The sequence below is a fragment of the Rhodococcus sp. NPDC058532 genome, from assembly GCF_042719255.1.
Taxonomy (GTDB): Bacteria; Actinomycetota; Actinomycetes; order Mycobacteriales; family Mycobacteriaceae; genus Rhodococcus_G.
Map to the genome: position 1 here is coordinate 119,471 of NZ_JBHXNU010000013.1, position 23,553 is coordinate 143,023.

At 70.1% G+C, this 23,553-nt stretch carries 22 protein-coding genes and 3 tRNA genes; 15 read left to right on the forward strand and 10 right to left on the reverse strand.

Features of this window, described 5'->3' with window-relative positions; all coding sequences use genetic code 11:
• Window positions 1-13: 13 nt before the first annotated feature.
• From ACFWQG_RS16430 to ACFWQG_RS16470, 9 genes are all read left to right on the forward strand, one after another.
• On the forward strand, window positions 14-391 hold the full coding sequence (locus tag ACFWQG_RS16430) for a DUF742 domain-containing protein (RefSeq protein WP_378508694.1): 378 nt from the start codon (window positions 14-16) through the stop codon (window positions 389-391).
• A complete protein-coding gene (locus ACFWQG_RS16435) occupies window positions 372-962 on the forward strand; it encodes an ATP/GTP-binding protein (protein ID WP_378508695.1) in 591 nt (196 codons plus the stop codon). The genes ACFWQG_RS16430 and ACFWQG_RS16435 overlap by 20 nt, the downstream gene beginning before the upstream one ends.
• Before the next feature lie 39 nt (window positions 963-1,001).
• Window positions 1,002-1,817 carry a hypothetical protein gene (locus tag ACFWQG_RS16440; protein WP_378508696.1) on the forward strand — a complete coding sequence of 272 codons (816 nt, stop codon included), beginning with the start codon at window positions 1,002-1,004 and terminating at the stop codon, window positions 1,815-1,817.
• Window positions 1,818-2,023: 206 nt separating this feature from the next.
• Entirely contained in the window at window positions 2,024-4,537 is a 2,514-nt protein-coding gene (gene gyrA, locus ACFWQG_RS16445; protein WP_378508697.1) for a DNA gyrase subunit A, read from the forward strand.
• Window positions 4,538-5,932 carry a DUF3566 domain-containing protein gene (locus ACFWQG_RS16450; RefSeq protein ID WP_378508698.1) on the forward strand — a complete coding sequence of 465 codons (1,395 nt, stop codon included), beginning with the start codon at window positions 4,538-4,540 and terminating at the stop codon, window positions 5,930-5,932.
• Between the two features lie 100 nt (window positions 5,933-6,032).
• Window positions 6,033-6,106, forward strand: a tRNA-Ile gene (locus ACFWQG_RS16455).
• Window positions 6,107-6,133: 27 nt separating this feature from the next.
• Window positions 6,134-6,244 (forward strand): DLW-39 family protein, encoded by a 111-nt coding sequence (locus ACFWQG_RS16460; protein WP_378508699.1) that lies wholly within the window; start codon window positions 6,134-6,136, stop codon window positions 6,242-6,244.
• Window positions 6,245-6,251: 7 nt separating this feature from the next.
• A tRNA-Ala gene (locus ACFWQG_RS16465) sits at window positions 6,252-6,324 on the forward strand.
• Window positions 6,325-6,492: 168 nt separating this feature from the next.
• Window positions 6,493-7,764 carry a lipase family protein gene (locus tag ACFWQG_RS16470; RefSeq protein WP_378508727.1) on the forward strand — a complete coding sequence of 424 codons (1,272 nt, stop codon included), beginning with the start codon at window positions 6,493-6,495 and terminating at the stop codon, window positions 7,762-7,764.
• A gap of 76 nt (window positions 7,765-7,840) precedes the next feature.
• On the opposite strand, the gene ACFWQG_RS16475 is transcribed toward ACFWQG_RS16470, so the two are convergent.
• The gene (locus tag ACFWQG_RS16475; protein ID WP_378508700.1) at window positions 7,841-8,281 is read right to left on the reverse strand and encodes a hypothetical protein; all 441 of its coding nucleotides are present in this window, start codon (window positions 8,279-8,281) and stop codon (window positions 7,841-7,843) included.
• 16 nt (window positions 8,282-8,297) lie between these two features.
• On the opposite strand from ACFWQG_RS16475, the gene ACFWQG_RS16480 reads away from it, so the two are divergent.
• Both ACFWQG_RS16480 and ACFWQG_RS16485 read left to right on the forward strand, forming a co-directional pair.
• On the forward strand, window positions 8,298-8,858 hold the full coding sequence (locus ACFWQG_RS16480) for a peptidylprolyl isomerase (RefSeq protein WP_378508701.1): 561 nt from the start codon (window positions 8,298-8,300) through the stop codon (window positions 8,856-8,858).
• Window positions 8,859-8,874: 16 nt separating this feature from the next.
• The gene (locus ACFWQG_RS16485; RefSeq protein ID WP_378508702.1) at window positions 8,875-9,831 is read left to right on the forward strand and encodes a rhomboid family intramembrane serine protease; all 957 of its coding nucleotides are present in this window, start codon (window positions 8,875-8,877) and stop codon (window positions 9,829-9,831) included.
• 7 nt (window positions 9,832-9,838) lie between these two features.
• Here ACFWQG_RS16485 and ACFWQG_RS16490 read toward each other — a convergent pair whose 3' ends face one another.
• Together ACFWQG_RS16490 and crgA are read right to left on the reverse strand one after the other, a co-directional pair.
• Window positions 9,839-10,303 carry a PH domain-containing protein gene (locus ACFWQG_RS16490; RefSeq protein WP_378508703.1) on the reverse strand — a complete coding sequence of 155 codons (465 nt, stop codon included), beginning with the start codon at window positions 10,301-10,303 and terminating at the stop codon, window positions 9,839-9,841.
• A gap of 94 nt (window positions 10,304-10,397) precedes the next feature.
• The gene (gene crgA, locus ACFWQG_RS16495; RefSeq protein WP_378508704.1) at window positions 10,398-10,661 is read right to left on the reverse strand and encodes a cell division protein CrgA; all 264 of its coding nucleotides are present in this window, start codon (window positions 10,659-10,661) and stop codon (window positions 10,398-10,400) included.
• Window positions 10,662-10,781: 120 nt separating this feature from the next.
• On the opposite strand from crgA, the gene ACFWQG_RS16500 reads away from it, so the two are divergent.
• Window positions 10,782-11,516, forward strand: coding sequence for a DUF881 domain-containing protein (locus ACFWQG_RS16500; protein WP_378508705.1), 735 nt, complete (start codon window positions 10,782-10,784; stop codon window positions 11,514-11,516).
• Window positions 11,517-11,564: 48 nt separating this feature from the next.
• On the forward strand, window positions 11,565-12,224 hold the full coding sequence (locus tag ACFWQG_RS16505) for an aminodeoxychorismate/anthranilate synthase component II (RefSeq protein ID WP_378508706.1): 660 nt from the start codon (window positions 11,565-11,567) through the stop codon (window positions 12,222-12,224).
• 123 nt (window positions 12,225-12,347) lie between these two features.
• Here ACFWQG_RS16505 and pknB read toward each other — a convergent pair whose 3' ends face one another.
• The 7 genes from pknB to ACFWQG_RS16540 all read right to left on the reverse strand — a co-directional run bounded on the left by pknB (window position 12,348) and on the right by ACFWQG_RS16540 (window position 22,031).
• On the reverse strand, window positions 12,348-14,285 hold the full coding sequence (gene pknB, locus ACFWQG_RS16510) for a Stk1 family PASTA domain-containing Ser/Thr kinase (protein WP_378508707.1): 1,938 nt from the start codon (window positions 14,283-14,285) through the stop codon (window positions 12,348-12,350).
• Window positions 14,282-15,637 carry a serine/threonine-protein kinase gene (locus tag ACFWQG_RS16515; RefSeq protein ID WP_378508708.1) on the reverse strand — a complete coding sequence of 452 codons (1,356 nt, stop codon included), beginning with the start codon at window positions 15,635-15,637 and terminating at the stop codon, window positions 14,282-14,284. The genes pknB and ACFWQG_RS16515 overlap by 4 nt, the downstream gene beginning before the upstream one ends.
• Entirely contained in the window at window positions 15,634-17,130 is a 1,497-nt protein-coding gene (locus tag ACFWQG_RS16520; protein WP_378508709.1) for a peptidoglycan D,D-transpeptidase FtsI family protein, read from the reverse strand. The genes ACFWQG_RS16515 and ACFWQG_RS16520 overlap by 4 nt, the downstream gene beginning before the upstream one ends.
• Window positions 17,127-18,581, reverse strand: coding sequence for an FtsW/RodA/SpoVE family cell cycle protein (locus tag ACFWQG_RS16525; protein WP_378508710.1), 1,455 nt, complete (start codon window positions 18,579-18,581; stop codon window positions 17,127-17,129). The genes ACFWQG_RS16520 and ACFWQG_RS16525 overlap by 4 nt, the downstream gene beginning before the upstream one ends.
• Complete coding sequence (locus ACFWQG_RS16530; protein WP_378508711.1) at window positions 18,581-20,050, reverse strand: PP2C family protein-serine/threonine phosphatase; 1,470 nt, start codon at window positions 20,048-20,050, stop codon at window positions 18,581-18,583. The genes ACFWQG_RS16525 and ACFWQG_RS16530 overlap by 1 nt, the downstream gene beginning before the upstream one ends.
• Window positions 20,047-20,511: an FHA domain-containing protein gene (locus ACFWQG_RS16535; protein ID WP_378508712.1), complete on the reverse strand. Its 465-nt coding sequence runs from the start codon at window positions 20,509-20,511 to the stop codon at window positions 20,047-20,049. Before ACFWQG_RS16535 ends, ACFWQG_RS16530 begins: the two co-directional genes overlap by 4 nt.
• A gap of 164 nt (window positions 20,512-20,675) precedes the next feature.
• On the reverse strand, window positions 20,676-22,031 hold the full coding sequence (locus ACFWQG_RS16540) for an FhaA domain-containing protein (protein ID WP_378508713.1): 1,356 nt from the start codon (window positions 22,029-22,031) through the stop codon (window positions 20,676-20,678).
• Window positions 22,032-22,192: 161 nt separating this feature from the next.
• On the opposite strand from ACFWQG_RS16540, the gene ACFWQG_RS16545 reads away from it, so the two are divergent.
• Window positions 22,193-22,278 (forward strand) — tRNA-Leu (locus tag ACFWQG_RS16545).
• Window positions 22,279-23,009: 731 nt separating this feature from the next.
• Complete coding sequence (locus ACFWQG_RS16550; RefSeq protein ID WP_378508714.1) at window positions 23,010-23,543, forward strand: NYN domain-containing protein; 534 nt, start codon at window positions 23,010-23,012, stop codon at window positions 23,541-23,543.
• Window positions 23,544-23,553: the final 10 nt, after the last annotated feature.

A 23,553-nucleotide genomic window follows, 5' to 3' on the forward strand; every position in this document is an offset into this window, starting at 1 on the left:
GCCGAGGTTGGCCATGAACGAGCAGTACACCGACGGCCCCGGCGGAGGCGGGCCGAGCCTGGTCCGGCCCTACTCACTGACCTCGGGACGCACGAAACCCGCGGTGGAGTTGGCCATCGAGGCATTGATCCAGACGTTACCGGACCCCGAGAACCGGACTCTCGAACTCGGTGACGTCGACGCGGCGATCGTGGCATTGTGTGCCCAGTCGCCGTCCGTGGCCGAGATCGCCGCCCGCGTCGGCGTGCCGATCGGTGTCGCCCGGGTGCTGGTGGCCGACCTCGTCGAGGCTGGTCATGTCCGGATCCTGGCAACCCTTCAGGACGATTCGAGCGAGAGCGAACGTCGTGAACTCATCGAAAGGGTCCTCGGTGGACTTCGGAAGCTCTGAACCTCGGCCCGGTGGCCGGGTCACCTCGACCAAGATCGTCGTTGCCGGCGGCTTTGGTGTCGGCAAGACCACGCTCGTCGGCGCGGTGTCCGAGATCGTGCCGCTGCGGACCGAGGCGCTGGTCACCAACGCCTCGGACGGGGTCGACAACATCAGCGCAACGCCGAACAAGGCCACGACGACGGTCGCGATGGACTTCGGTCGGATCAGCCTCGCTCAGGACCTGGTGCTGTACCTGTTCGGCACCCCGGGGCAGAACCGCTTCTGGTTCATGTGGGACGACCTGATCCGCGGTGCGATCGGGGCGGTCGTGCTCATCGACACCCGACGCCTCGACGAATCGTTCGCGGCGGTGGACTTCTTCGAGGCCCGCAACCTGCCGTTCCTGGTGGCGATCAACGAGTTCGACGACTCGCCGCGCTACCCGCTGGAGGAGATCCGGCAGGCGCTCGCGGTCTCGCCGGACGTGCCGATCATGTCGATCGACGCCCGCAACCGGGAATCCGCGAAGGGCGCGCTGGTCGCCGTCACCGAATACGCATTGCGGCGCCTGGGACAGCCGGTCGCCTGAGCCAGGTCCACACCACCCCGAAGGACGGCGAGCTGCAACATGTCGGATCAAGTGCATCACCTGTCGATGGGAATCTGGGTCGTCCTCCTCGCCGTCGGGACCGCGGCGATCGGCACCTACGTCGGCGTCGCCTGCGCCCGACGGGCCGCGTTCGCGCCGAACCGCCGGGCGATGTGGACCGCGATCGCGGTGCTGGCGATCGGGGGCGTTGCGTTCTGGCTCGCGAACATCGTGGTGCTGGCCGGGTTTGAGGTCGACGACAGTGCGGTCCGGTACGAGTCGGTCCGGATCGTCGGATCGCTGATCCTGTGCCTGGCCGCCGCGTTCGCCGGATTGCTGATCAGTAGATCGCGCGGCGGCAACCGGCACGTGTCCACCGGGGACCGGCTGATCATCAAGGTGATGGCCGGTGCTGCGGCGATGGGTCTCGGCATGACCGCGGGCTTTTACCTCGTGATGACCTCCATCGAGGTGCAGGGGCGGACCTACATGGACGGGGCCCTGATCGCGGTCGCCGCCGTTGCCGCCGTCCTTGCCTCGATCGGCGTGCTGTGGATGGCGACCGCCGACGTCCCGCGGGTGGTGCTCGCCTGCGGATCGGTCGCGGTCGGGCTCGCACCGGTCGCGATGCACGCCGCAATGATGGCGGCACTGCGGGTCCGCCTCGACGGGGTGTCCACCACGCCGCCGGGTGTCGAGGTGTTCGCCATCCTGTTCCCCGCCTTCGTGATCGGCATGCTGATCCTCGCGGTGCCCACCGTCGCGCTGCTGCTCGCGCCGGATCGGCTCACCGCGGAACTCGAGGAACAGGCCCGGATGTGGGTGCGGCAGGAGGAGTCGCCGCGTCACGGCTGACCGTCGGGCGCGCCGCGGGGACGGTGTTCGGCGACAAGTCGCCACGGCTGCCGGTTCTGGCTGACCAGCACCTATAGACTTGTGTGGTTGTGCGACGCGGGACGAAGGGAGCATGGGCTTTCGATGTCGACCGTCGCCCCGGGTTCGCGGGTTCCGCCCGCGGCCGTCGCACCCGGCACCACAGAAGCTGAGAAGAAGAGGAGCCGATGACTGACACCACGTTGCCGCCGGACGAACCGGGGCACGATCGCGTCGAGCCGGTGGACATCCAGCAGGAGATGCAGTCCAGCTACATCGACTACGCGATGAGCGTGATCGTGGGCCGCGCCCTACCGGACGTGCGTGACGGTCTCAAGCCCGTGCATCGCCGCGTGCTGTACGCGATGTACGACAACGGCTATCGCCCGGACCGCGGATACGTGAAGTCCGCCCGACCGGTCGCCGACACGATGGGCAACTACCACCCGCACGGTGACACGTCGATCTACGACACCCTGGTCCGCATGGCGCAGCCGTGGTCGCTGCGCTACCCGCTCGTCGACGGCCAGGGCAACTTCGGTTCCCGCGGCAACGACGGCGCGGCCGCGATGCGCTACACCGAGTGCCGGATGACGCCGCTGGCGATGGAGATGCTCCGCGAGATCGACCACGAGACGGTCGACTTCGCGCCCAACTACGACGGCAAGACGCAGGAACCGACGGTCCTGCCGAGCCGCATCCCCAACCTGCTGGTCAACGGCTCCAACGGCATCGCCGTCGGCATGGCCACCAACATCCCGCCGCACAACCTGCGGGAGGTCGCGGACGCCGTGTACTGGGCGCTCGACAACCCGGAGGCCGACGAGGAGAGCACCCTCGAGGCCGTGATGGAACGGGTCAAGGGCCCGGACTTCCCGACCGCGGGCCTGATCGTCGGCGGCCAGGGCATCCAGGACGCCTACCGCACCGGCCGCGGCTCGGTCCGGATGCGCGGCGTGGTGGAGATCGAGGAAAACGCCAAGGGCCAGACGATCATCGTCATCACCGAGCTGCCCTACCAGGTCAACACCGACAACTTCGTCAACGCGATCGCCGAGCAGGTCAAGGACGCGAAGATCGCCGGGATCTCCGACATCCACGACGAGTCCTCGGACCGCGTCGGCCTGCGGATCGTCGTCACCGTCAAGCGGGACGCGGTCGCGAAGGTCGTGCTCAACAACCTGTACAAGCACACGCAGCTGCAGACCACGTTCGGGTGCAACATGCTCTCGATCGTCGACGGGGTGCCGCGCACGCTGCGCCTCGATCAGATGATCCGGCTGTACACCGTCCACCAGCTCGAGGTCATCGTCCGGCGCACCAAGTACCTGCTCCGCAAGGCGGAGGAGCGCGCCCACATCCTGCGCGGTCTGGTCAAGGCACTCGACGCCCTCGACGAGGTCATCGCGCTGATCCGCGCGTCGCAGACCGTCGACATCGCCCGCGCGGGCCTGATCAACCTGCTTGACGTCGATGACATCCAGGCCGACGCGATCCTCGCGATGCAGCTGCGTCGCCTCGCCGCGCTCGAACGCCAAAAGATCATCGACGAACTCGCCGAGATCGAGCGTGAGATCGCCGACTACCAGGACATTCTCGCCAAGCCGGAGCGGCAGCGCGCGATCGTCCGCGACGAGCTCAAGGAGATCGTCGACAAGTACGGCGACGATCGCCGCACCCGGATCATCGCCGCCGACGGCGACGTGTCCGACGAGGACCTGATCGCGCGCGAGGACGTCGTCGTCACGATCACCGAGACCGGGTACGCCAAGCGCACCAAGACCGACCTGTACCGCTCGCAGAAGCGCGGCGGCAAGGGCGTCAAGGGTGCCGAACTCAAGCAGGACGACCTGGTCCGGCACTTCTTCGTCACGTCCACCCACGACTGGCTGCTGTTCTTCACCACGAAGGGCCGCGTCTACCGGGCGAAGGCGTACGAGCTGCCCGAGACCGGGCGCACCGCCCGCGGTCAGCACGTCGCGAACCTGTTGGCGTTCCAGCCGGACGAGCGGATCCAGGGCGTGATCCGGCTGCAGTCCTACGAGGACGCGCCCTACCTGGTGCTCGCGACCCGCAACGGCCTGGTGAAGAAGTCGAAGCTGTCGGACTTCGACTCGAACCGGTCCGGCGGCATCGTCGCGATCAACCTGCGTGGCGAGGACGAGCTGGTCGGTGCGGTGCTGTGCTCCGCGGAGGACGATCTGCTTCTCGTGTCCGAGCAGGGGCAGTCGATTCGCTTCTCCGCCACCGACGAGGCGCTGCGCCCGATGGGCCGTGCCACGTCCGGTGTGCAGGGCATGCGGTTCAACGGTGACGACGCCCTGCTGTCGCTGAACGTGGTCAAGGAGGGGACGTACCTGCTGGTCGCGACCTCCGGCGGCTACTCGAAGCGCACCCCGATGGAGGACTACCCGGTGCAGGGTCGCGGCGGCAAGGGCGTACTGACGATCCAGTACGACCGCAAGCGTGGCACCCTGGTCGGAGCGCTCATCGTCGACGACGACGACGAGGTGTACGCCATCACCTCCGGCGGTGGTGTGATCCGCACGGCGGCCAAGCAGGTGCGCAAGGCCGGCCGACAGACCAAGGGCGTGCGGTTGATGAACCTGGGGGACGGCGACAACCTGCTCGCGATCGCGCGCAACGCCGACGAACCCGAGGAGTCCGACGCCGCCGCGACCGATGCAGCGAAGGAGTCGTAAGTGAGCACTCCCCACCAGTCCGGCAGCGACCGGCCCACCCCGGCGGGCCCCGGCCCGTCGGGGCAGCCGCAGGCAGCGAAGACCGGAACCAATGGGGTCTCGGACGGGGCCGCGTCGACGGCCCCGCCCGTGAACGGCGGTTCGGCACAGCCCGTGAACGGCGGTTCGGTACAGCCCGTGAACGGCGGTTCGGCACAGCCCGCAAACGGGTCGGCGCGGCCAACGCCCGCGAAGCCGGACACCGCGGCGGCGACACCCGCCGGTCCCGCGGTGAAGCCGGATGCTGCGTCGACGTCGCCCACCGCGGCACCGGCCGCGGGCAAGCAGGCCACGCCGGCAGCCAAGGAGGCGTCCGCGCCGTCCGCCGCGTCGGAGTCGGCGAAGCCCGCCGCGTCGAAGCCGTCCGCGGGGGAGTCGGCGAAGCCCCCGGCCGCGGCACCGACCTCGGGAACCGGCCCCGGCGCTGCCGGGCGTCCGGCGGCCGCAGGTGCCTCGGGTGAGCCGTCGGGTTCCGGCGCGCAGGCCAGCGGCCGCTCCGCCTCGTCCACCCCGGCCGCATCGCGTCCGGACCAGGGCGCGACGAGCGGGCAGCAGGCCGACCGCCCCGGCCAGGGGCGGCCCGCCGCGGCCGCCCGGCCCGGTGCGCAGACCCCGCCGTGGCAGCGCGGCACGCAGTCCGCCGCTGCGCCCGCGACACCCGCCAAGACCCCGCCCGCAAGCGGCAAGGCAGCGGCAGCGCAGGCAGGTACGGGCACGCCCGCCGCGGCACGACCGGCCGCCCAGCAGGCCGCCACCGCTCAGCAGCCCGCTGCCCGGCAGGCCGGGCAGCGGCCCGCCGACCCCACCCGGGCCGCGAAGAAGCAGGCAGCGCAGGCGAAGGCCGCCGTGATCGACGGCCCGACCCGGCACATCGACCGGGAGGACCTCGCGAAGGACCTCCCCGACCTGTCGGAGATCAAGCATCCGACGCCGGTCGCGACGGAGAAGGTGCCTGCGCGGAAGCCCCCCGTCGTCGTCGCGGCCACCACCCCGATCGGGGACCCGTTGCGGGCGTCCGTGCAGGTCCGCAAGATCGACCCGTGGTCCGCGCTCAAGGTGGCCCTCGTGCTGTCGGTGGCGATGTTCTTCGTGTGGATGTTCGCGATCGGATTCCTGTACCTCGTGCTGGACGGCATGGGCGTGTGGGATCGGCTGAACAACGCGTTCACCGACATCATCTCGGAGTCGTCCGACTCCGGTCTGGTGACGGCCGGACAGGTGTTCGGGTACTCGGCGCTGATCGGTGGCATCAACATCGTCCTGTTCACCGCGCTCGCGACGGTCGGGGCCTTCATCTACAACCTCTGCACCGATCTCGTCGGCGGTGTCGAGGTGACCCTGGCGGATCGGGACTGACCTGGGCTTTCGCTACTCCACCGGCCCGATTTTGGTGGCCGCGGGTCGGTGGGGTAGTGTCATGCCTCGGTTCGAGAGAGTGATCTTCCGGGCCGATCACGGGCCTATAGCTCAGGCGGTTAGAGCGCTTCCCTGATAAGGAAGAGGTCGGAGGTTCAAGTCCTCCTAGGCCCACTCCCCGTGCCGACGAAGGGTTCGAGCATGAAGATTCTGGTGGTCATCGCGACCGCGGCAGCAGTGATCTTCGGACTCACCAAGCTGCGCTCACAGCAACGCGGCGAGGACGTCTGGCACGAGGTCACCAGCCGCTGACGCGGACGGGGCCTTAGCTCAGTTGGTAGAGCGCTGCCTTTGCAAGGCAGATGTCAGGAGTTCGAATCTCCTAGGCTCCACAAGTTCACAGGCTTTCCCGCGACACCCCGCACCCGAATGGTGCGGGGTGTCGTGCATTGCGCGGGCGTGAGCCGGTCGCCCGGGCCGGGCGCGGTGTTGTGTTAATCTCCCCGACGATCTGTTACCACCGGTAACAGGCATCCGTTCCTTCGGGGGTTCTCCACGTGATCAACAGCAGGGGAGTGCGCGGCGCCGTCACGGCCGCACTGGTCGCTGGCGCCGCCGTCGCGATGTCGGGTCAGGCCGCGGCGGCCCCGGACTTCTACCGCGCCCCGACCGAGCTGCCCGACACCGCCGGCGCGCTGATCCGGACCGAGCAGGCGGTTCTCGTGCCGAGCGTGCCGACCTCGACCGGCGGCTTCCCCGCGGACAGCACCCGGATCATGTACCGCAGCGCCGACGCCAACGGGAAGCCGATCGCGGTCACCGGCACCTACTTCGACCCGCAGGCGCCGTGGACCGGAGCGGGGGAGCGGCCACTGGTCTCGCTCGCCGTCGGAACCCACGGCCAGGGTGACCAGTGCGCCCCGTCGAAGCTCTTCGGGCAGCCGCTCAACGTCGACGAGCACCTCGCCCCGATGGTCGAGTACGAGACGCTCGCCGTCGACAACCTCCTGCTGCGCGGCATCGCCGTCGTCGTCACCGACTACGAGGGGCTCGGCACCGACGGTGTCCACACCTACGTCAACCGCGCAGCGCAGGCACACGCGGTGATCGACGCCGCCCGTGCGGCCCGCGCCCTGCCCGACACCGCGATCACCGCCGACGGCCCGGTCGGCTTCTGGGGCTATTCGCAGGGCGGCGGCGCGGCGGCGGCCGCCGCCGAACTCGCGCCGCAGTACGCGCCGGACCTCGACGTCAGGGGCGCATACGCGGGCGCGCCCCCCGCCGACCTCGAGGCCACGCTGGAGGAGATCGACGGCTCGTCGCTGACCGGCGCGATCGGCTACTCGATCAACAGCCTCGTGCAGGCCTACCCGGAGCTGTTGGAGCTGCTCGACACCGAGATCAACGACCGCGGCCGGGACATGCTGGCCCGGACCGCGACCCAGTGCGTTCCCGAGACCGCCGCCGCGTTCGGTTTCCAGCGGACCAGCGACTACACCCGCAGCGGCGAGCCGCTGTCGGTGGTGCTGGAGCGGATGCCGCTCGCGAAGGACCTCCTGGACCGGCAGCGCATCGGCCGGTTGACGCCGGCAGCCCCGGTGCTGATCCAATCGGGCGTGCACGACGACGTGGTGCCGTTCGGGCAGGCCGCTCAGCTCGCCGCCGACTGGTGCGACCGGGGCGCGACCGTCCGGTTCACCGAGAACCCGCTGCCCGCGCTCGGACCGGGTGTCGGCGTGAACCACGCCGCCCCGATGCTGCTCGGCCTGCCCGAGGCGTCCCAGTTCATGGTGGACCGCTTCAACGGAGTTCCCGCCGCGGGCACCTGCTGACGGCCGTCCACCGGTCGGGTTCGGCCCGGCACCTCCCGCGATGACCGGGGGTGCCGGGCCGTTCCACGTGAAACCGCTACTCGACGACCTCGACGTCGCGCAGGCTCGGCGGCTGGTCCGCGACCGGCGCCGGCTCGGGGCGTCGCAGGCGCCACGCCGCCACCGCGGCGGCGGCCGCGGCGCCGACCGCGCCGAACACCAGCACCCGCCGCAGCAGGCGGCCCCGGTGCTTGTCGGTCGCGGCGACGACGACGAGGTCCTCGGTGTGCGGGGCGGCGGCCCGCCGCTTCGCGCGGGACGCCGCGGTCTTCGCGAGCGTGTAGCCGTTGCCGAACAGGTAGGTGCCGACGGAGGCGCCGCCCTTGGCCAGTCCGCTCGCGCCCCGCAACACGCCGAGCGCGGAGGATTTCGCGAGCCGGAGGGCGGTGTCCGATGCGCTCGGGGCGGTCGCATCCGGTGAGGTGGCGTCGGTTTCGGCGTCATGGGGGGCGGCGGTGTGGGCGGTCGCGCGGGTCATTGGTCCACTGTCGCATATGTTCCGGTCGAGTGAATGGCACCATGGAGGGGTGACTTCACCGAATCAGACCGCAACCGCAACGCTGCACACCAACCGTGGCGACATCAAGATCGCCCTGTTCGGCAACCACGCGCCGAAGACGGTCGCCAACTTCGTCGGCCTCGCCGACGGCTCCGCCGACTACACCACCCAGAATGCGAAGGGCGAGAAGTCCGGCCCCTTCTACGACGGCGCCGTCTTCCACCGCGTCATCGACGGCTTCATGATCCAGGGCGGCGACCCGACCGGCACCGGGCGCGGCGGCCCGGGCTACCAGTTCGCGGACGAGTTCCACCCGGAACTGCAGTTCGACCGCGCCTACCTGCTCGCGATGGCGAACGCGGGTCCGGGCACCAACGGATCCCAGTTCTTCATCACCACCGGGAAGACCCCGCACCTCAACCGTCGCCACACCATCTTCGGTGAGGTCGTCGACGCGGAGTCGCAGAAGGTCGTCGACGCCATCTCGGCCACCCCGGTCGACCGTTCGGACCGCCCGGTCGAGCCGGTCGTGATCAACGGCATCACCATCTCCTGATTCCCCGAGGACACCGATGACCAACCCCGGTTGGGGCGGCGGGCCCGGCGAGGGTCTCCCGCCCCAGCCGCGGTGCGTGCGGCATCCGGATCGACCGACCGGACTGTCCTGCACCCGCTGCGGCCGCCCCGCCTGCCCCGACTGCCTGCGCTCGGCCCCGGTCGGCCAACACTGCGTCGACTGCGTCGCTGCGGCGAACCGACAGACGGCGACCGTGCGGACCGTCGCGGGCGCGCCGGTGCGGTCCGGGACGCCGACGCCGATCGTCACCTACGTGTTGATGGGGATCAACATCCTCGTGTTCCTGGTGACGGCGCTGCAGGCGAAGTCGCTGATGGACAACGGCCGCGGCTTCATCAACCCGTTCACCGGGACGGCCGTCTTCGACTCGTCCCTGTTCGGTTGGTGGGTGCTGTCCCCGGTCGACGTGGCATCCGGCGACTGGATCCGGCTGGTGGGCAGCGGGTTCCTGCACTTTGGGCTCGTGCATCTCGCGGTCAACATGTTCGCGCTGTACGTCCTCGGGCGGGACACCGAACTCGTGCTCGGGCGGGCCCGGTACGGCGCGGTGTACCTGATCTCCCTGCTCGGTGGGTCCGCCTCGGTGATGGCGTTCGAGGGCAGCGGCTTCACCGCCGGGGCGTCCGGCGCGATCTTCGGCATCATGGGCGCGCAGGCCGTGCTCCTCCTGCGGATGCGGCGCAGTCCGGGACCGGTGCTCGCGGTCATCGCGATCAACGTCGTGATCAGCGTGACGCTGCCGGGCATCTCGTTCTGGGGACACTTCGGTGGTCTCGCCGCCGGCGCGGCGGCGACCGCCGCGCTGCTCTACGCGCCGCAGTGGTTCGGCGCCGGGCAGGACCGGGACAAGATCGTCCGGATCGGCTGGATCGGGCTGGGGGTGGTCGCCGTCGTTACCCTCGGCGTCATCGGCATGCGCGTGGCGCAGCTGCGCAGCGAGTACGGGCTGTAGCCCCGGGTCACGGGGTGGCGGAGCGGCGGTCCGGGGGGACCAGGCCGCGGGCGTCGAGCTCCTCGAAAACCGTGGCCGGGTCGGTGCCGAGGTCCCAGCGGCCGAAGATCAGCAGCCGGTCGTCGTCGACGCCGGGTGGCCGGATGTCGATCTCCAGCATCGGCACCCGGCGGCCGAGCCGCGGATAGCGGACGACCCGGATCCGGCTCACCTCGGTGCGGTCGACGTCGAGGCGGCCGAGGAGCCGCTGCATTGTCAGTCCCCGGTCCCCGTCCTGGATCGCGAGCCGCGGACGCTGCCGCGCGCCGAGCGCGGTGATGGTGAGCAGACCGAGCGCGGCCAACCCGATCAGGACCCGGCCCGCGGGATCCGCGGGGACGGCGAGCGCGGCGATCGCCATCGCCACCCCGCCGACCCCGGTCGCGGCGAGCGCCGCGGCGGGGGTCGACCACCCGGTTGCCGGACCGTTCAACGCACCCTCCCCAGAGTTATCCACAGGCGCTATCCACAGTGGGGATGAATGACATGGGTGTAATCGCGTCCGGGGATTTGAGCAAAACCGCAGGTCATCGCCAGCGCATCGTCATGATCAACCCGGCAACCATGAAACCGAACCCGATCAGGAAGTTGTACGCGCCCAGGTTGTTGATGAAATCGATCTGCTCGCCGGCGAGGTAGTACACGATCAGCCAGGCCAGGCCGATCACCATCAGGCCGAGCATCACCGTCACGTAGATCGGGCTCGACGGCCCGGCCTTGACCTTCACGGGAGTGCGGTTCGCGGGGTTGACGGTGTAGTCCGTCTTCTTACGGACCTTCGACTTCGGCATGACGTCCTCGGGTGATGTGTGCAGGGCAGGTAGATTCGAGCCTACGGTAGCGGCATTCGCACCGGTCCGGCACCGATCCGTCGGGCGCGGATCACGACGACTTCGCCGGGAGGCACCGCGATGACCGAACGCCCCCGCCGGTCCGGGCTCTGGCTGGTGTGCGTGCCGATCGTGTGCCTGGTTGCCGGGCTGCTGTTCGCGACCGCGCGCGAGGCGTCCTCCGGAGACGAGCTGCGCCGCGGCGACACCACCAGGCTGTCGGATCTGGTGCGGGCCGCCCAGTCCGACCTCGACCACATCACCGCCGACCGCGACGTGCTCGCCGCGCAGGTCGACGCGCTGCAGGCGGGTGCCGCCGATTCCGATGCTGGCGTTGCGCAGGTCCTCGACCGGGTTCGTGGCCTGGAGGGTCCCGCCGGGCTGGCCGCGGCGAGCGGACCGGGGGTGACCGTCACCCTCACCGACGCGCCCCGCGACTCCGACGGCAACTATCCGGCGGGCGTGCGCCCCGACGACCTGGTGGTGCACCAACAGGATGTCCAGTCCGTCCTCAACGCGCTGTGGGCGGGCGGCGCGACGGCGGTCGGGTTGCAGGATCAGCGGGTCGTCGCGACCACCGCGCCCCGCTGCATCGGCAACACGCTGCTGCTGCACGGACGCACCTATAGCCCGCCCTACGTGATGACCGCGCTCGGCGACCCCGCCCGGCTGACCGCCGCGTTGGACGGGGAACCTGGGGTGCGGCTGTTCAAGCAGTACGCGGTCCGCTACGGGCTTGGCTTCGTCCAGGAACCGTCGGACGACCTGTCCGTCCCGGCCTACGACGGGCAGATGCGGACCAGGTTCGCGCGCTGAACCGACGCCCGTACCCGCCGTGCGGGCCGGTGCGCCTATCCTGACGCCATGCGCATCCTCGTCGTCGACAACTACGACAGCTTCGTGTTCAACCTGGTCCAGTACCTGGGCCAGCTCGGCACCACGGCGACGGTGTGGCGCAACGACGACCCGCGGCTCGACGATCGGGCCGCGGTCGCATCCGACTTCGACGGGATCCTGCTCAGCCCCGGACCGGGCACCCCACAACGGGCAGGGGCCAGCATGGACCTGGTCGCGGCGTGTGCGGCGGCGTCGACGCCGCTGCTCGGGGTGTGCCTGGGGCATCAGTCGATCGGTGCCGCGTTCGGCGCGACCGTCGACCGGGCACCGGAGCTGCTGCACGGCAAGACCAGTCAGGTCACCCACGACGGCACCGGGGTGCTCGCCGGGCTTCCCAGCCCGTTCACCGCGACCCGCTACCACTCGCTGACGGTGCTGCCGGAGACGCTGCCCGACGTGCTGATCCCGACCGCGCACACCGACTCCGGCATCGTGATGGCGCTGCGGCACCGGGATCTGCCGATCCACGGCGTCCAATTCCACCCGGAGTCGGTGTTGACCCAGGGCGGGCACCGGATGCTCGCGAACTGGCTCGAGGTGTGCGGCGAGCGGCCCGCGGAGGGCCTGATCGAGACCCTTGAGGCGGAGATGGCCCGCGCTCTCGGCGACGCGCTCACCCACTCCTGACCGACCCGCCCCTGACCGAATGTGGGATTCGGTCAGTTGAACTGATCGAATCCCACATTCGGTCAGGCCGGGCGGGCGGGTCAGGCCGGGCGGGGTTGGTTGGGTCGGCCGGGCGGGGTTGGGCTAGCGGTTGCCGCTCGGGATGCCGAGCTGGCCGATGCCGACCGTGATGGACGCGGTCTTCGACACCTCGGACCCCGGCGGCTGCGTCTGCGTGACCACCTTCCCGACCTGATCGGTTTCGAGGGTCGCCTCCGGATGTTGCACCAGCTGGCTGGTCGAGCCGGTCCACCCTGCTCGGCGCAGCGAGTCGAGCGCCTTCGACACGGTCTGGTTCGACAGGTCCGGCATCTGGATCATGTTGCCGTTGGACACCTTCAGCTTGACGGTGCTGCCGCGGGCCGCGGTCCCGCCGCCGGTCGGGTCGGTGGACACCACCTGCCCCTTCGGCCTGCCGGAGTCGACGTTCTCCACCTCGACCTTGAACCCGGCGCCCTCGACGTTGGGCTGCGCGACCTCGAGGGTCTGCCCGACGACGTTCGGGACGCGGACCTGTTCGGGGCCGCTGCCGAGGGTCACCTGCACGGTGCCGTTGAGGTCGACGGTGGCACCCGACGCGGGCTGCTGGGCGGTGACCTTGTCGAGTTCGTCGGCGGACGACGGCGCCCGCTCCACGCTCGGGTCGAGCGCCAACCCGGCCGCGTTCAGCGCCTGCGCGGCCTGCGACTGGGTCATCCCGGTCAGCTTCGGCACCTCCACCTGCTGCGGTCCCGACGACACGTCGAGGGTGACGACCGTGCCCTCGTCGGCGCGGGAGCCTGCGACCGGGATGGTGGCGACGACGTTGCCGGTCGCGACGACATCACTGGGCTTCTGCTGCGTCTGCACCCGGAAGCCGAGGTTCTGCAGTTCGGTCTGCGCGGCCTGCGACGCCTGGTTGGTGACGTCGGGGATGGTGACCTGCGCGGCCTTCGACCCGGGGCCGAGCGACCACAGGAATGCACCGACGATGCCGATCACCGCGAGCGCGGCGACCGCGAGCAGCGTCATCTTCAGCGCCTTGCGGGAGCCGTCCTGCTGCTGCGGCGGCACCGCGGCAGCAGCGGCGGTGGGGGTCGCTGCGGCAGGCGGGGTCGCCGCGTACCGGCCGGAGTTGGTGTCGACGGCACCGAGGATGGTGGTGCGGTCCTCGTCGTTCATCACCATCGGCGCGGAGGGGCGCTGCCCGCCGAGCACCCGCACCAGGTCGCTGCGCATCTCGGCGGCGCTCTGGTACCGGTTGGCGGGGTTCTTGCTCATCGCCTTGAGGATCACCGAGTCCAGCTCGCGCGGAATGTCGGGGTTCACCGACGACGGCAGCGCCGGATCCTCCTTGACGTGCTGGTAGGCGACCGCGACCGGGGAGTCGCCCTTGAACGGCGGTTCCCCGGTGAGGACCTCGAACAGCACGCAGCCGAGCGAGTACACGTCGGAGCGGGCGTCGACCTGCTCGCCGCGGGCCTGCTCGGGCGAGAGGTACTGCGCGGTGCCGATCACCGCGGCGGTCTGCGTCATCGGGCTGGAGCTGTCCGAGATCGCGCGGGCGATGCCGAAGTCCATCACCTTCACCGCACCGGAACGGTTGATCATGATGTTCGCGGGCTTGATGTCGCGGTGCACGATGCCGTTGCGGTGGCTGAAGTCGAGCGCCGCGCACACGTCGGCGATGACCTCCATCGCGCGGCGCGGCGCCATCGGGCCCTCGCCGCGGACGATGTCACGCAGGGTGACGCCGTCGACGTACTCCATCACGATGTACGGCAGCGGACCGCCGTCGGTCTCGGCCTCGCCGGTGTCGTAGACGGCGACGATCGCCGGATGGTTCAACGCGGCCGCGTTCTGTGCCTCGCGGCGGAACCGCAGGTAGAACGTGGGGTCGCGGGCCAGGTCGGCGCGCAGCACCTTGATCGCGACGTCGCGGCTGAGCCGCAGGTCGCGGGCCAGGTGCACCTCGGACATGCCACCGAAGCCGAGAATCTCGCCCAGCTCGTAGCGGGAGGAGAGTTTGCGCGGTGTGGTCATGGCTGTCCTTGGGAAGCCGAGGTCGTCGTCTCGGTCGTGGTCTCGGTGGTGGTCTCGGTCGTGGTGGTCGGCGGCTCGGTGGTCGTCGTCGTGGTCCGTTCCAGCGTGGTGGTCGGCGGCTCGGTGGTCGTCGTCGGTTCCGTCGTCCACAGGGTCGTCGGTTCCGTCGTCTGCTCCGTGGTCCACTCCGTTGTTCGTTCGGTGGTCGTCGGCCGGGTGGTCGTCGGTGCGTGGGTGGTGGTCACCGGCGTCCGGGTGGTCGTCGGTGCGCCCGGGCTCGGCGGTTGCCCGTCACCCCCGGTCAGCAGCACCCAGCCGCCCAGCAGCAGTGCCAGCAGCACCAGGGCGCCGCCGCCCCAGGCCAGGGCCCGCTGACCGGGGGTCAGCCCGGATGGTGGCGGGTCCGCCACCGGATCGGGCCCAGCATAGGCATCGGTCGACGAGGTCAGCACCTGGGTGGCCGCGGTGGGTGGTGCGACCGCGACGGTCGGTGCGCCGGAGCCCGGCATCGGCGGCCGGGCACCGGCCCGGACGGCGGCGACGGCGTCCCCGAACTCGCCGCCGCTGTGGTAGCGGGCGGCGGGGTCCTTCGCCATCGTGATCTCGATCAGTTCCCGCACGTTCGGTGGCAGGTCCGCGGGCAGCGGCGCTGGCACCTCCTGCACGTGCTTCATCGCGACGGTCAGCGCGCCGTCCCCGCTGAACGGGCGGTGCCCGGACAGCGCCTCGTAGCCGACGACGCCGAGCGCGTACACGTCGCTGGCCGGGGTGGCGTCCTGCCCGAGGGCCTGCTCCGGGGCGATGTACTGCGCGGTGCCCATCACCATGCCGGTGCGGGTGACCGGGGACGCCTCGACCGCCTTCGCGATCCCGAAGTCGGTGATCTTCACCTGCCCGGTCGGGGTGATCAGGATGTTGCCGGGTTTGACGTCGCGGTGCACGACGCCGCCCGCGTGCGCCGCCTCCAGCGCGCGACCGGTCTGCTCGAGCATGTCCAGCGCGTGCGGCAGCGACAGCCGTCCGACCCGCGCGAGGACCGCGTTGAGCGGCTCCCCGTTGACCAGCTCCATCACCAGGTAGGCGGTGGCCGCGCCCGCCGCGTCGCGGGTCTCGCCGTAGTCGTAGATGCCCGCGATCCCCGGATGGTTCAGCTGGGCGGTGGTGCGGGCCTCGATGCGAAACCGCTCCAGGAACTCGGGGTCGGAGGAGAACTCCGACTTGAGGACCTTGACGGCGACGCGGCGGTGCAGCCGGTTGTCTGTCGCCTCCCACACCTGGCCCATGCCGCCGGTGGCGATCAGGCGGAGCAGCCGGTACCGGTTCGCGATGACCGCGCCGTTCTGCAGACTCATCGTTCCCCCTCCCGCTGCAGGGCAGCGGCGATCACGGCCCGGCCGATCGGTGCGGCCACCGAGCCGCCGGTGGCCGCGGCGCCGCGGTCGCCGCCGTCCTCGACGATGACCGCGATCGCGACCGTCGGGTTCGCGGCGGGCGCGAACCCGATGTACCAGGCGTGCGGCGGCGTGTTCCGCGGGTCGTTGCCGTGCTCGGCGGTGCCGGTCTTGGACGCGATCTGCACGCCCGGGATCTTGTTCCCGCCGCCGGTGTTGTTCTCCGACCCGATCATCAGGTCGGTCAGGGTGGCCGCGACCTGCGGGGACACCGCCTGTCCCTTCGATTCGGGCGCGGTGGTGGCCAGGTCGGACAGGTCCGGGCTCTGCAGCTGCGCGACGAGGTGCGGCTGCATCCGGACGCCGCCGTTGGCGACGGTCGCCGCGATCACCGCGTTCTCGAGCGGGGTGAGCGCCACGTCCCGCTGCCCGATGCTGGACTGGCCGAGCGCGGCGTCGTCGGGGATCGATCCGACGGTGCCGTCCGCGACCGGGATCGGGATGCCCGGCGAGTCCGCGGTGATCCCGAACGCCGACGCCTGATCCTTCAACGCGTCGGCGCCGGTGCGGATGCCGAGCTCGACGAACGCGGTGTTGCAGGACCGCGCGAACGCCTCCCGCAGCGACGCGGTTGGGCCGCCGCCGCAGGTGGTGCCGTCGTAGTTCTCCAGGGTGGTCGTGGTGCCGGGCAGGGTGATGTTCGGCGCCGCGGTCAGCTGCTCGTCGGGGGTCGTTCCGTTCGCCAGCGCGGCGGCGGTGACGACCACCTTGAACGTCGACCCCGGCGGGTAGGTCTGCGACACGGCCCGGTTGAGCAACGGCTTGTCCGGGTCGGCGTTGAGGTCCTCCCACGCCTGCGTGCTGACCTTGCCGTCGTGGCTGGCGAGCAGGTTCGGGTCGTAGCTGGGGGTGCTGGCCATCGCGAGGACCTGCCCGGTGCTCGGTTCGATCGCGACGACGGACCCGGTGTAGCCCTTCGCGGTGAGCTGGTCGTAGGCGACCTGCTGGACCACCGGGTCGATGGTGGTGACGACGTTGCCGCCGCGCGGGTCGCGGCCGGAGACCAGGTCGAAGAAGCGGCGCCCGAACAGCCGGTTGTCGGAGCCGTTGAGGATCGCGTCCTCGGCGCGTTCGAGGCCGGTGTTGCCGTAGAGCATCGAGTAGAAGCCGGTGACGGGGGCGTTCGCGAACGGGCTGGACGGCGACGACGGGTTCGGCGGGTAGGTGCGCAGGTACTTGTACCGGTCGTCGGTGGGGACGGACGCGGCCAGCACCTGCCCGCCCGCCGAGATCTGCCCGCGCTGGCGGGAGTACTCGTCGAGCAGCACCCGCGAGTTCCGCGGGTCGGTGCGCAGGTCGTCGGCCTTGATGACCTGCACGTAGGTGGCGTTGGCGAGGAGCGCGACGACCATCACCATCACGGCCATCGCGACCCGGCGCAGCGGGGTGTTCATGTGCGCCTCAGCATTTCCGTCGGTGCGTCCGCGATCGGTGCGGGTCCCTTCTGCTTCGGTTCCGGTGGGGTGCGGGCGGCGTCGGAGATCTTCATCAGCAGCGCCAGCAGCAGGTAGTTCGCCAGCAGCGACGAGCCGCCGTACGACATGAACGGGGTGGTCAGACCGGTCAGCGGGATCAGCTTGGTGACGCCGCCGACGACGACGAACAGCTGGATCGCGATCGTGAACGACAGGCCAGCGGCGAGCAGCTTGCCGAAGCTGTCCCGGACCGCGAGCGCGGTGCGCAGGCCGCGGATGACGAAGATCAGGAACAGCATCAGCACCGCGGCGAGCCCGATCAGGCCGAGTTCCTCACCGATCGTGGCGACGATGAAGTCGGTCTTCGCGAACGGGACCTGCGACGGCCTGCCGCTGCCCAGCCCGGTGCCGGCGACGCCGCCGGTGGCGAGCCCGAACAGCGACTGGGAAATCTGGTAGCCGGTGTTGTTGTAGTCGGCGAGCGGGTCGAGCCAGGTGTGCACGCGGACCCGGACGTGCCCGAACATCTGGTAGGCGAGGACGAAGCCGAGCGCGAGCAGGCCGCCGCCGATCACCAGCCAGCCGGCCCGTTCCGTCGCGACGTACAGCATCACCAGCACGGTGCCGAACAGCAGCAGCGAGGTGCCGAGGTCCTTCTCGAGCACCAGCACGCCGATCGACACCACCCAGGCGACGAGGATCGGGCCGAGGTCGCGGGCGCGCGGCAGGTCGAGGCCGAAGACGTGCTTGCCCGCGGTGGTGAACAGTTCGCGTTTCGACACCAGGACCGACGCGAAGAAAATGATCAGCAGGATCTTCGCGAACTCGCCCGGCTGAATGCTGAAGAACGGCAGCTTGATCCAGATCTTGGCGCCGTTCACCTCGGACATCGACGACGGCAGGATCGCGGGGATCGCGAGCAGCACCAGCCCGGCGAGGCCGAGGGTGTAGCTGTACCGCGCGAGCAGCCGGTAGTCACGCAGCAGCACCAGCACCGCGATGAACCCGGCGATCGCGAGCGCCGTCCACAGCACCTGCTGGGTGGCGTCCGGGGACGGCGCCTCCCTGCCGAAGTAGGCGGCGCTGGACGCGTCCGCGAGGTCGAGCCGGTGGATCAGGACCAGGCCGAGGCCGTTGAGCAGCGCGACGATCGGCAGCAGCAGCGGGTCGGCGTGCGGCGCGAACCGGCGGACCGCGGCGTGCGCGACGAGGAACAGGACCGCGTACGCGATCGCGTACTTGGCGAGGTCCCAGGTGAGGGCCTGTTCCTGGCTGATCTCGACGAGCACCAGCGACAGGGTGGTGATCGCGATGGCGGCGCCGATCAGCAGCAGTTCCACACCGCGGCGGTTCGACGGAGGGGGTGCGGGGGCGAAACCGCCGGGTGGGCTCGGGAAGGAGGCACCCGAGGGTGCCGAGGACACGGACATCAGCTACCGGTCCTGCAATTCTGTCCCGGGACCTGGGGCAGCGTCGTCTCCGTCGGCGGGGCCGCTTCCGTGGTCGGTGCGGGTGCCGGGGCGGGCGGCGCCGGGGGCGCGGGGGGCGCGGGGGGTGCTCCCGGCGCGGGGACCGGGGTGGGCGCCGGTGCCGGGGCCGGGGCGGGCGCGGGGGTCGGGGTGGGTTGCGTGCTGGTGGTCAGCGGCGTGCACACCGGGAGGAGGTCCCCGTCGGTGAGCCGGTGCATCTGGTCCTTCGCATCGGCGAGCGACCCGGACGGCAACCCGGCCCGGACCTGTTCCCGCGCGGACGGCTGCAGGTCATCGACCATCAGCGCCGTGCAGGACGTGGGGGTGATATCGGTGGCGACCAGCGTCAGGTCGCCGTCCTCGGTGACGCAGCCGACGAGGTCGACCTCCTGCAGCGAGTACCCGAGGACGGAGCCGGGCACCCCGCGCAGCACGGCGACGCGACCGTCGTCGGCGCCGACGTAGTAGTTGTTGCGGATCAGGGCCCGCCCGATGAGCAGCCCGACCGCGAGCGCAACGACCAGGCCGAGCGAGATCAGGGTCCACCGCATCCGGTGACTCTTCTTCGGTTCCGGTTCGGTGACGGTCACCCGGCGCGGGGTGGCCCGCGGCGGACGCATCGCGGCGGCGCGGCCCGCTGCGGTGTCCGGCGGCGGGGTGTCCTCCTCCTCGTCGGAGGCGGCGCCCCCGACGATCGGGCGGCTCGGACCGTAGTCCAGGTCGATGACGTCGGCGACGACGACGGTGACGTTGTCGGGTCCGCCGCTGCGCAACGCCAACTCGATCAGCCGGTCCGCCGAGTCGGCGGGGGTTCCGCCGCGCAGGACGTCGGCGATGGTCTCGTCGCTGACGACGTCGGACAGTCCGTCGGAGCACAGCAGGTACCGGTCGCCGGCGCGGGCCTCGCGGACGGTCAGCGTCGGCTCGATCTCGTTGCCGGTCAACGCCCGCATGATCAGCGACCGCTGCGGGTGGGTGTGTGCCTGCTCGGCGGTGATGCGGCCCTCGTCGACGAGGGACTGCACGAAGGTGTCGTCGCGGGTGATCTGGGTGAGCGCGTCGTCGCGGAGCAGGTAGGCGCGGGAATCGCCGATGTGCACGAGGCCGAGCTTGCTGCCCGCGAACAGGATCGCGGTCAGGGTGGTGCCCATGCCGTCGAGTTCGGGTTCCTCCTCGACCTGTTCGGCGATGGCGGCGTTACCGTGCCGGGTGGCGGCCTCCAGCTTGCCGAGCAGGTCGTCGCCGGGTTCGTCGTCGTCGAGGTGCGCCAGCGCGGCGATCATCAGCTGCGAGGCGACCTCGCCCGCGGCGTGCCCGCCCATGCCGTCGGCGAGGGCCAGCAGGCGGGCGCCGGCGTAGACGGAGTCCTCGTTGTTGGACCGCACGAGGCCGCGGTCGCTGCGCGCTGCGTAGCGCAGGACGAGGGTCACGGGCGGAGCTCGATCACGGTCTTGCCGACCCGAACCGGGGTGCCGAGCGGCACCCGGACCGCGGTGGTGACGCGGGCCCGGTCGAGGTAGGTGCCGTTGGTGGAGCCGAGATCCTCCACGTACCAGTCGGTTCCGCGGGGGGAGATGCGGGCGTGCCGGGTGGAGGCGTAGTCGTCGGTGAGCACCAGCGTCGAGTCGTCGGCGCGGCCGATGAGCACCGGCTGGGTGCCGAGCGTGATCCGGGTGCCCGCGAGGGAGCCCTGCGTCACGACGAGGTTCTTCGCGACCTTCGGCTTCCCGAACGTCGGCAGCACGGACGACGCGCTGCGGCCGCGGGGCGGGATCCGGACGCCCGCCGCGGCGTAGACGTCGTTGCGCAGGGTGCGCAGGACCGCCCACACGAACAACCACAGGAGCAGCAGGAAGCCGGCCCTGGTCAACTGCAGGATGAGTCCCTGCACAGCGGTCCACCTCCTCCTCGTGCGTGCGGCGTCGTGCCGACAGCGTCGTATGGCGATGCGGCGGTTGTCGATCGCATCAGGGACGCCCGAACCACAATACGGAATTCCTGCGGAGTTCCGCTGCTGTCGGGTTGGCCACGTCGGACTGGGTAACTGTCCGGTAACTAGACGATACGCACCAGGATCTCGGAGTGCCCGGCCCGGATCACGTCGCCGTCGGCCAGCTGCCAGTCCTGCACGGGAGCGCCGTTGACGGTGGTGCCGTTGGTGGAACCGAGGTCCGACAGCATCGCGACCTGGCCGTCCCAGCGGACCTCGATGTGGCGGCGGGAGACACCGGTGTCGGGGAGCCGGAACTGGGCCTCCTGGCCGCGGCCGATCACGTTGCGACCCTCCCGCAGCTGGAAGTTGCGGCCGCTGCCGTCCTCGAGCTGCAGGGTCGCGGTGAGGGCGCGGTTCTGCTCGAAGCCGCCCTGGAAGTCGCCGCCGTACGGCTGCCCGTACTGCTGCTGCGGCGGCTGCTGGCCGTAGCCCTGCTGCTGGCCGTAGGCCGGGTAGTCGGCGCTCGGCGGGTACGGGTTCGCGTAGTCCTGCTGCCCGTAGTCGGCCTGCTGCGCGTAGTCGGGCTGCTGCTGACCGTAGGCCGGGTAGTCCGGGCTCGGCGGGTACGGGTTCGCGTAGTCCTGCTGCGCGTAGTCGGGCTGCTGCTGGCCGTAGGCGGGGTAGTCCGGGTTCGGCGGGTACGGGTTCGCGTAGTCCTGCTGCGCGTAGTCGGCCGAGGCGTAGTCGCTGCCGCCCTGCGCGTAGTCGGGGTTCGGCGGGTACGGGTTCGCGTAGTCCGTCTGCGGGTACGGGTTCGCCGGGTACTCGGCACCGTTGCGCTGCTGCGCGCCGCCCTGCGCGTAGCCGTTGCGGGGCTGGTCGTAGCCGCCGCCCGCCGCGGAGTAGCTCGGGTAGGCGTTGCCATTCTGGGCGCTGACCTGCCGGTCCTGCGGGTAGCGACCCTCGTCGGCGGGCTCACGCGAGGGGTCGAAACCTGGGTTCTGGGTCATCTGGCCAGCTCCTGAATTCTTCGGTGCGGAGGGTCGTGCGTTCGCGGGCGGTAAGGCTACTTGCCGATTCGGTCGAGGGGGAGGGGTTGTCCCCACATCCGGATCCACCGCACCACTGGTCCGGAACTGCCCCGTGTGCAGTGTGGGTGATGCCTCGAACCGAACGGAAACCGGCCCATAGGTCTGCCACCCCTGGTCACGGATGAAGTCCTCAAGGTGGCGGGAGAACGCCCGCACCGTCAATTCCCGATCCGAGGACAGTTCCTCATGATCGGACTCGTTGATCGTGATCACGTAGGAGTTCGGGGCGAGCGTGTGCCCGCCGTCGAGCCGCTGCAACCCGTCGACCGCCTCGCGCTGCAGCGCGGACTCGACCTCCTGGGGAACGACTCCTCCGCCGAAGACCCGGGCCAGACCGTCGCCGACGGCGCCCTGAAGCTTCCGTTCGAAGCGCTGGACGATACCCACGTCGCCTCCTCTCGACCTCGCCGCGTGTCGCGGTCAACCGCGACCGCTTCTGCATGGTATCCGTGACGCGCGACAACGTCATCGGCGGCGCGCATCGCCGCAGGTCAGACGGGCGAATCGTGATTTCGGTATGGTGCGTGCTAGTGTTTCCAGCGTCGCTCGGGCGAGTGGCGGAATGGCAGACGCGCTGGCTTCAGGTGCCAGTGTCCTTCGGGACGTGGGGGTTCAAGTCCCCCTTCGCCCACCAGGAGCAGTTCCACGAACTGCACAGAACGAGGTCACGAACTCGAAAGAGGTCGTGGCCTCGTTTTTGTTCTGCCGTCGGGTGGGCTTTGGCGGTGGGGTGTCGCCCTACGATCCGGTGAACCACGCCTCCTGCGAAGCCCGTAAGTACACCGCCCGGTCGGCCACGTTCGGGGCGCCATGAGGGTCGTTTACCTCACGCTCGGGGTTCTTCCAGTGTTTCTGGAGCGCCTTGCGCCCATCGCGCCAGCCACGGGGTCGTAGTCGTCAAGTTACCCGTATCAACACCGCATGACGCGTGCGCTGCGCTTGCTCTCTCGCTGGGACACGCTATGCGATTCCACCGCAGAGTTCAGAGGCTAACTGAGGAACTGGAGTCGGCTTCGTGTCGCCAGCCCCACGGAAGGGTGTGGCTGTGATGTGGCGCGGCGTGGTCACGGATCCACGTATCGAGATCGGCGGCCGGGGCGGGATGCCAGGGAAGGTGATCTGTTAACAGAACTAGTTAACACCTCGGGAATGTTAGGGGTGCCGGATGATGGAAACTCGTACCAATGCGGCGAGTTGACCTGCGAAAATGTGGTAGACGGCGCTTGAAAGCCGACGATGATTCCCGCAGCGACGTCCTTATGGGAGTTGGAGATTAATTGGGTTAACACGGTTACCCTTGATTTTGCATTGTTCGTCGGTTACGGTGAGTCTCGTCAGGAAGTCGTAGGGAGTGGGGAGATAGTCATGGCCGTCAGTTCTGCCGCAGTGATCCATCGGCTCGCTCTCGAGGCGCCCGGTCGAGTGTTTGCACTGGCTCCGCGACTCGCGGATTCTCGCGACTTCGGGCGAGCTGTGCACTTCATCGATATCGAAAACATCTGTGGCACAGCGAATGTTCGGATCTATCAGGCGCGACGACTCATGCGTGACTATCACGCAGCGGTTGGCATCGCCCATGGTGACCACGTCATCATCGGCGCCTCGCATCACAATGCCGTCTCGGCATGGAATGCGTGGTCGGGAGCGCGACTCCTGGCACCTCGATCCGGCCCCGACGGCGCCGATCTCGCTCTGCGCGATGCGATCCGCACCGAACGAATCCCCGAACGGTTCACCGACGTCTTCCTCGGCTCCGGCGACGGCGGCTTCGCCGATGACCTCGCTTACCTCGCCGAATCCGGATCCACCACACACGTCGTTGCGCGCCCGCGGCAGCTTTCAAGTCGCCTGCGCATGGCCGCGCACCACGTGATAACGCTCCCGACCACCCACGCTTAGGACACCACTT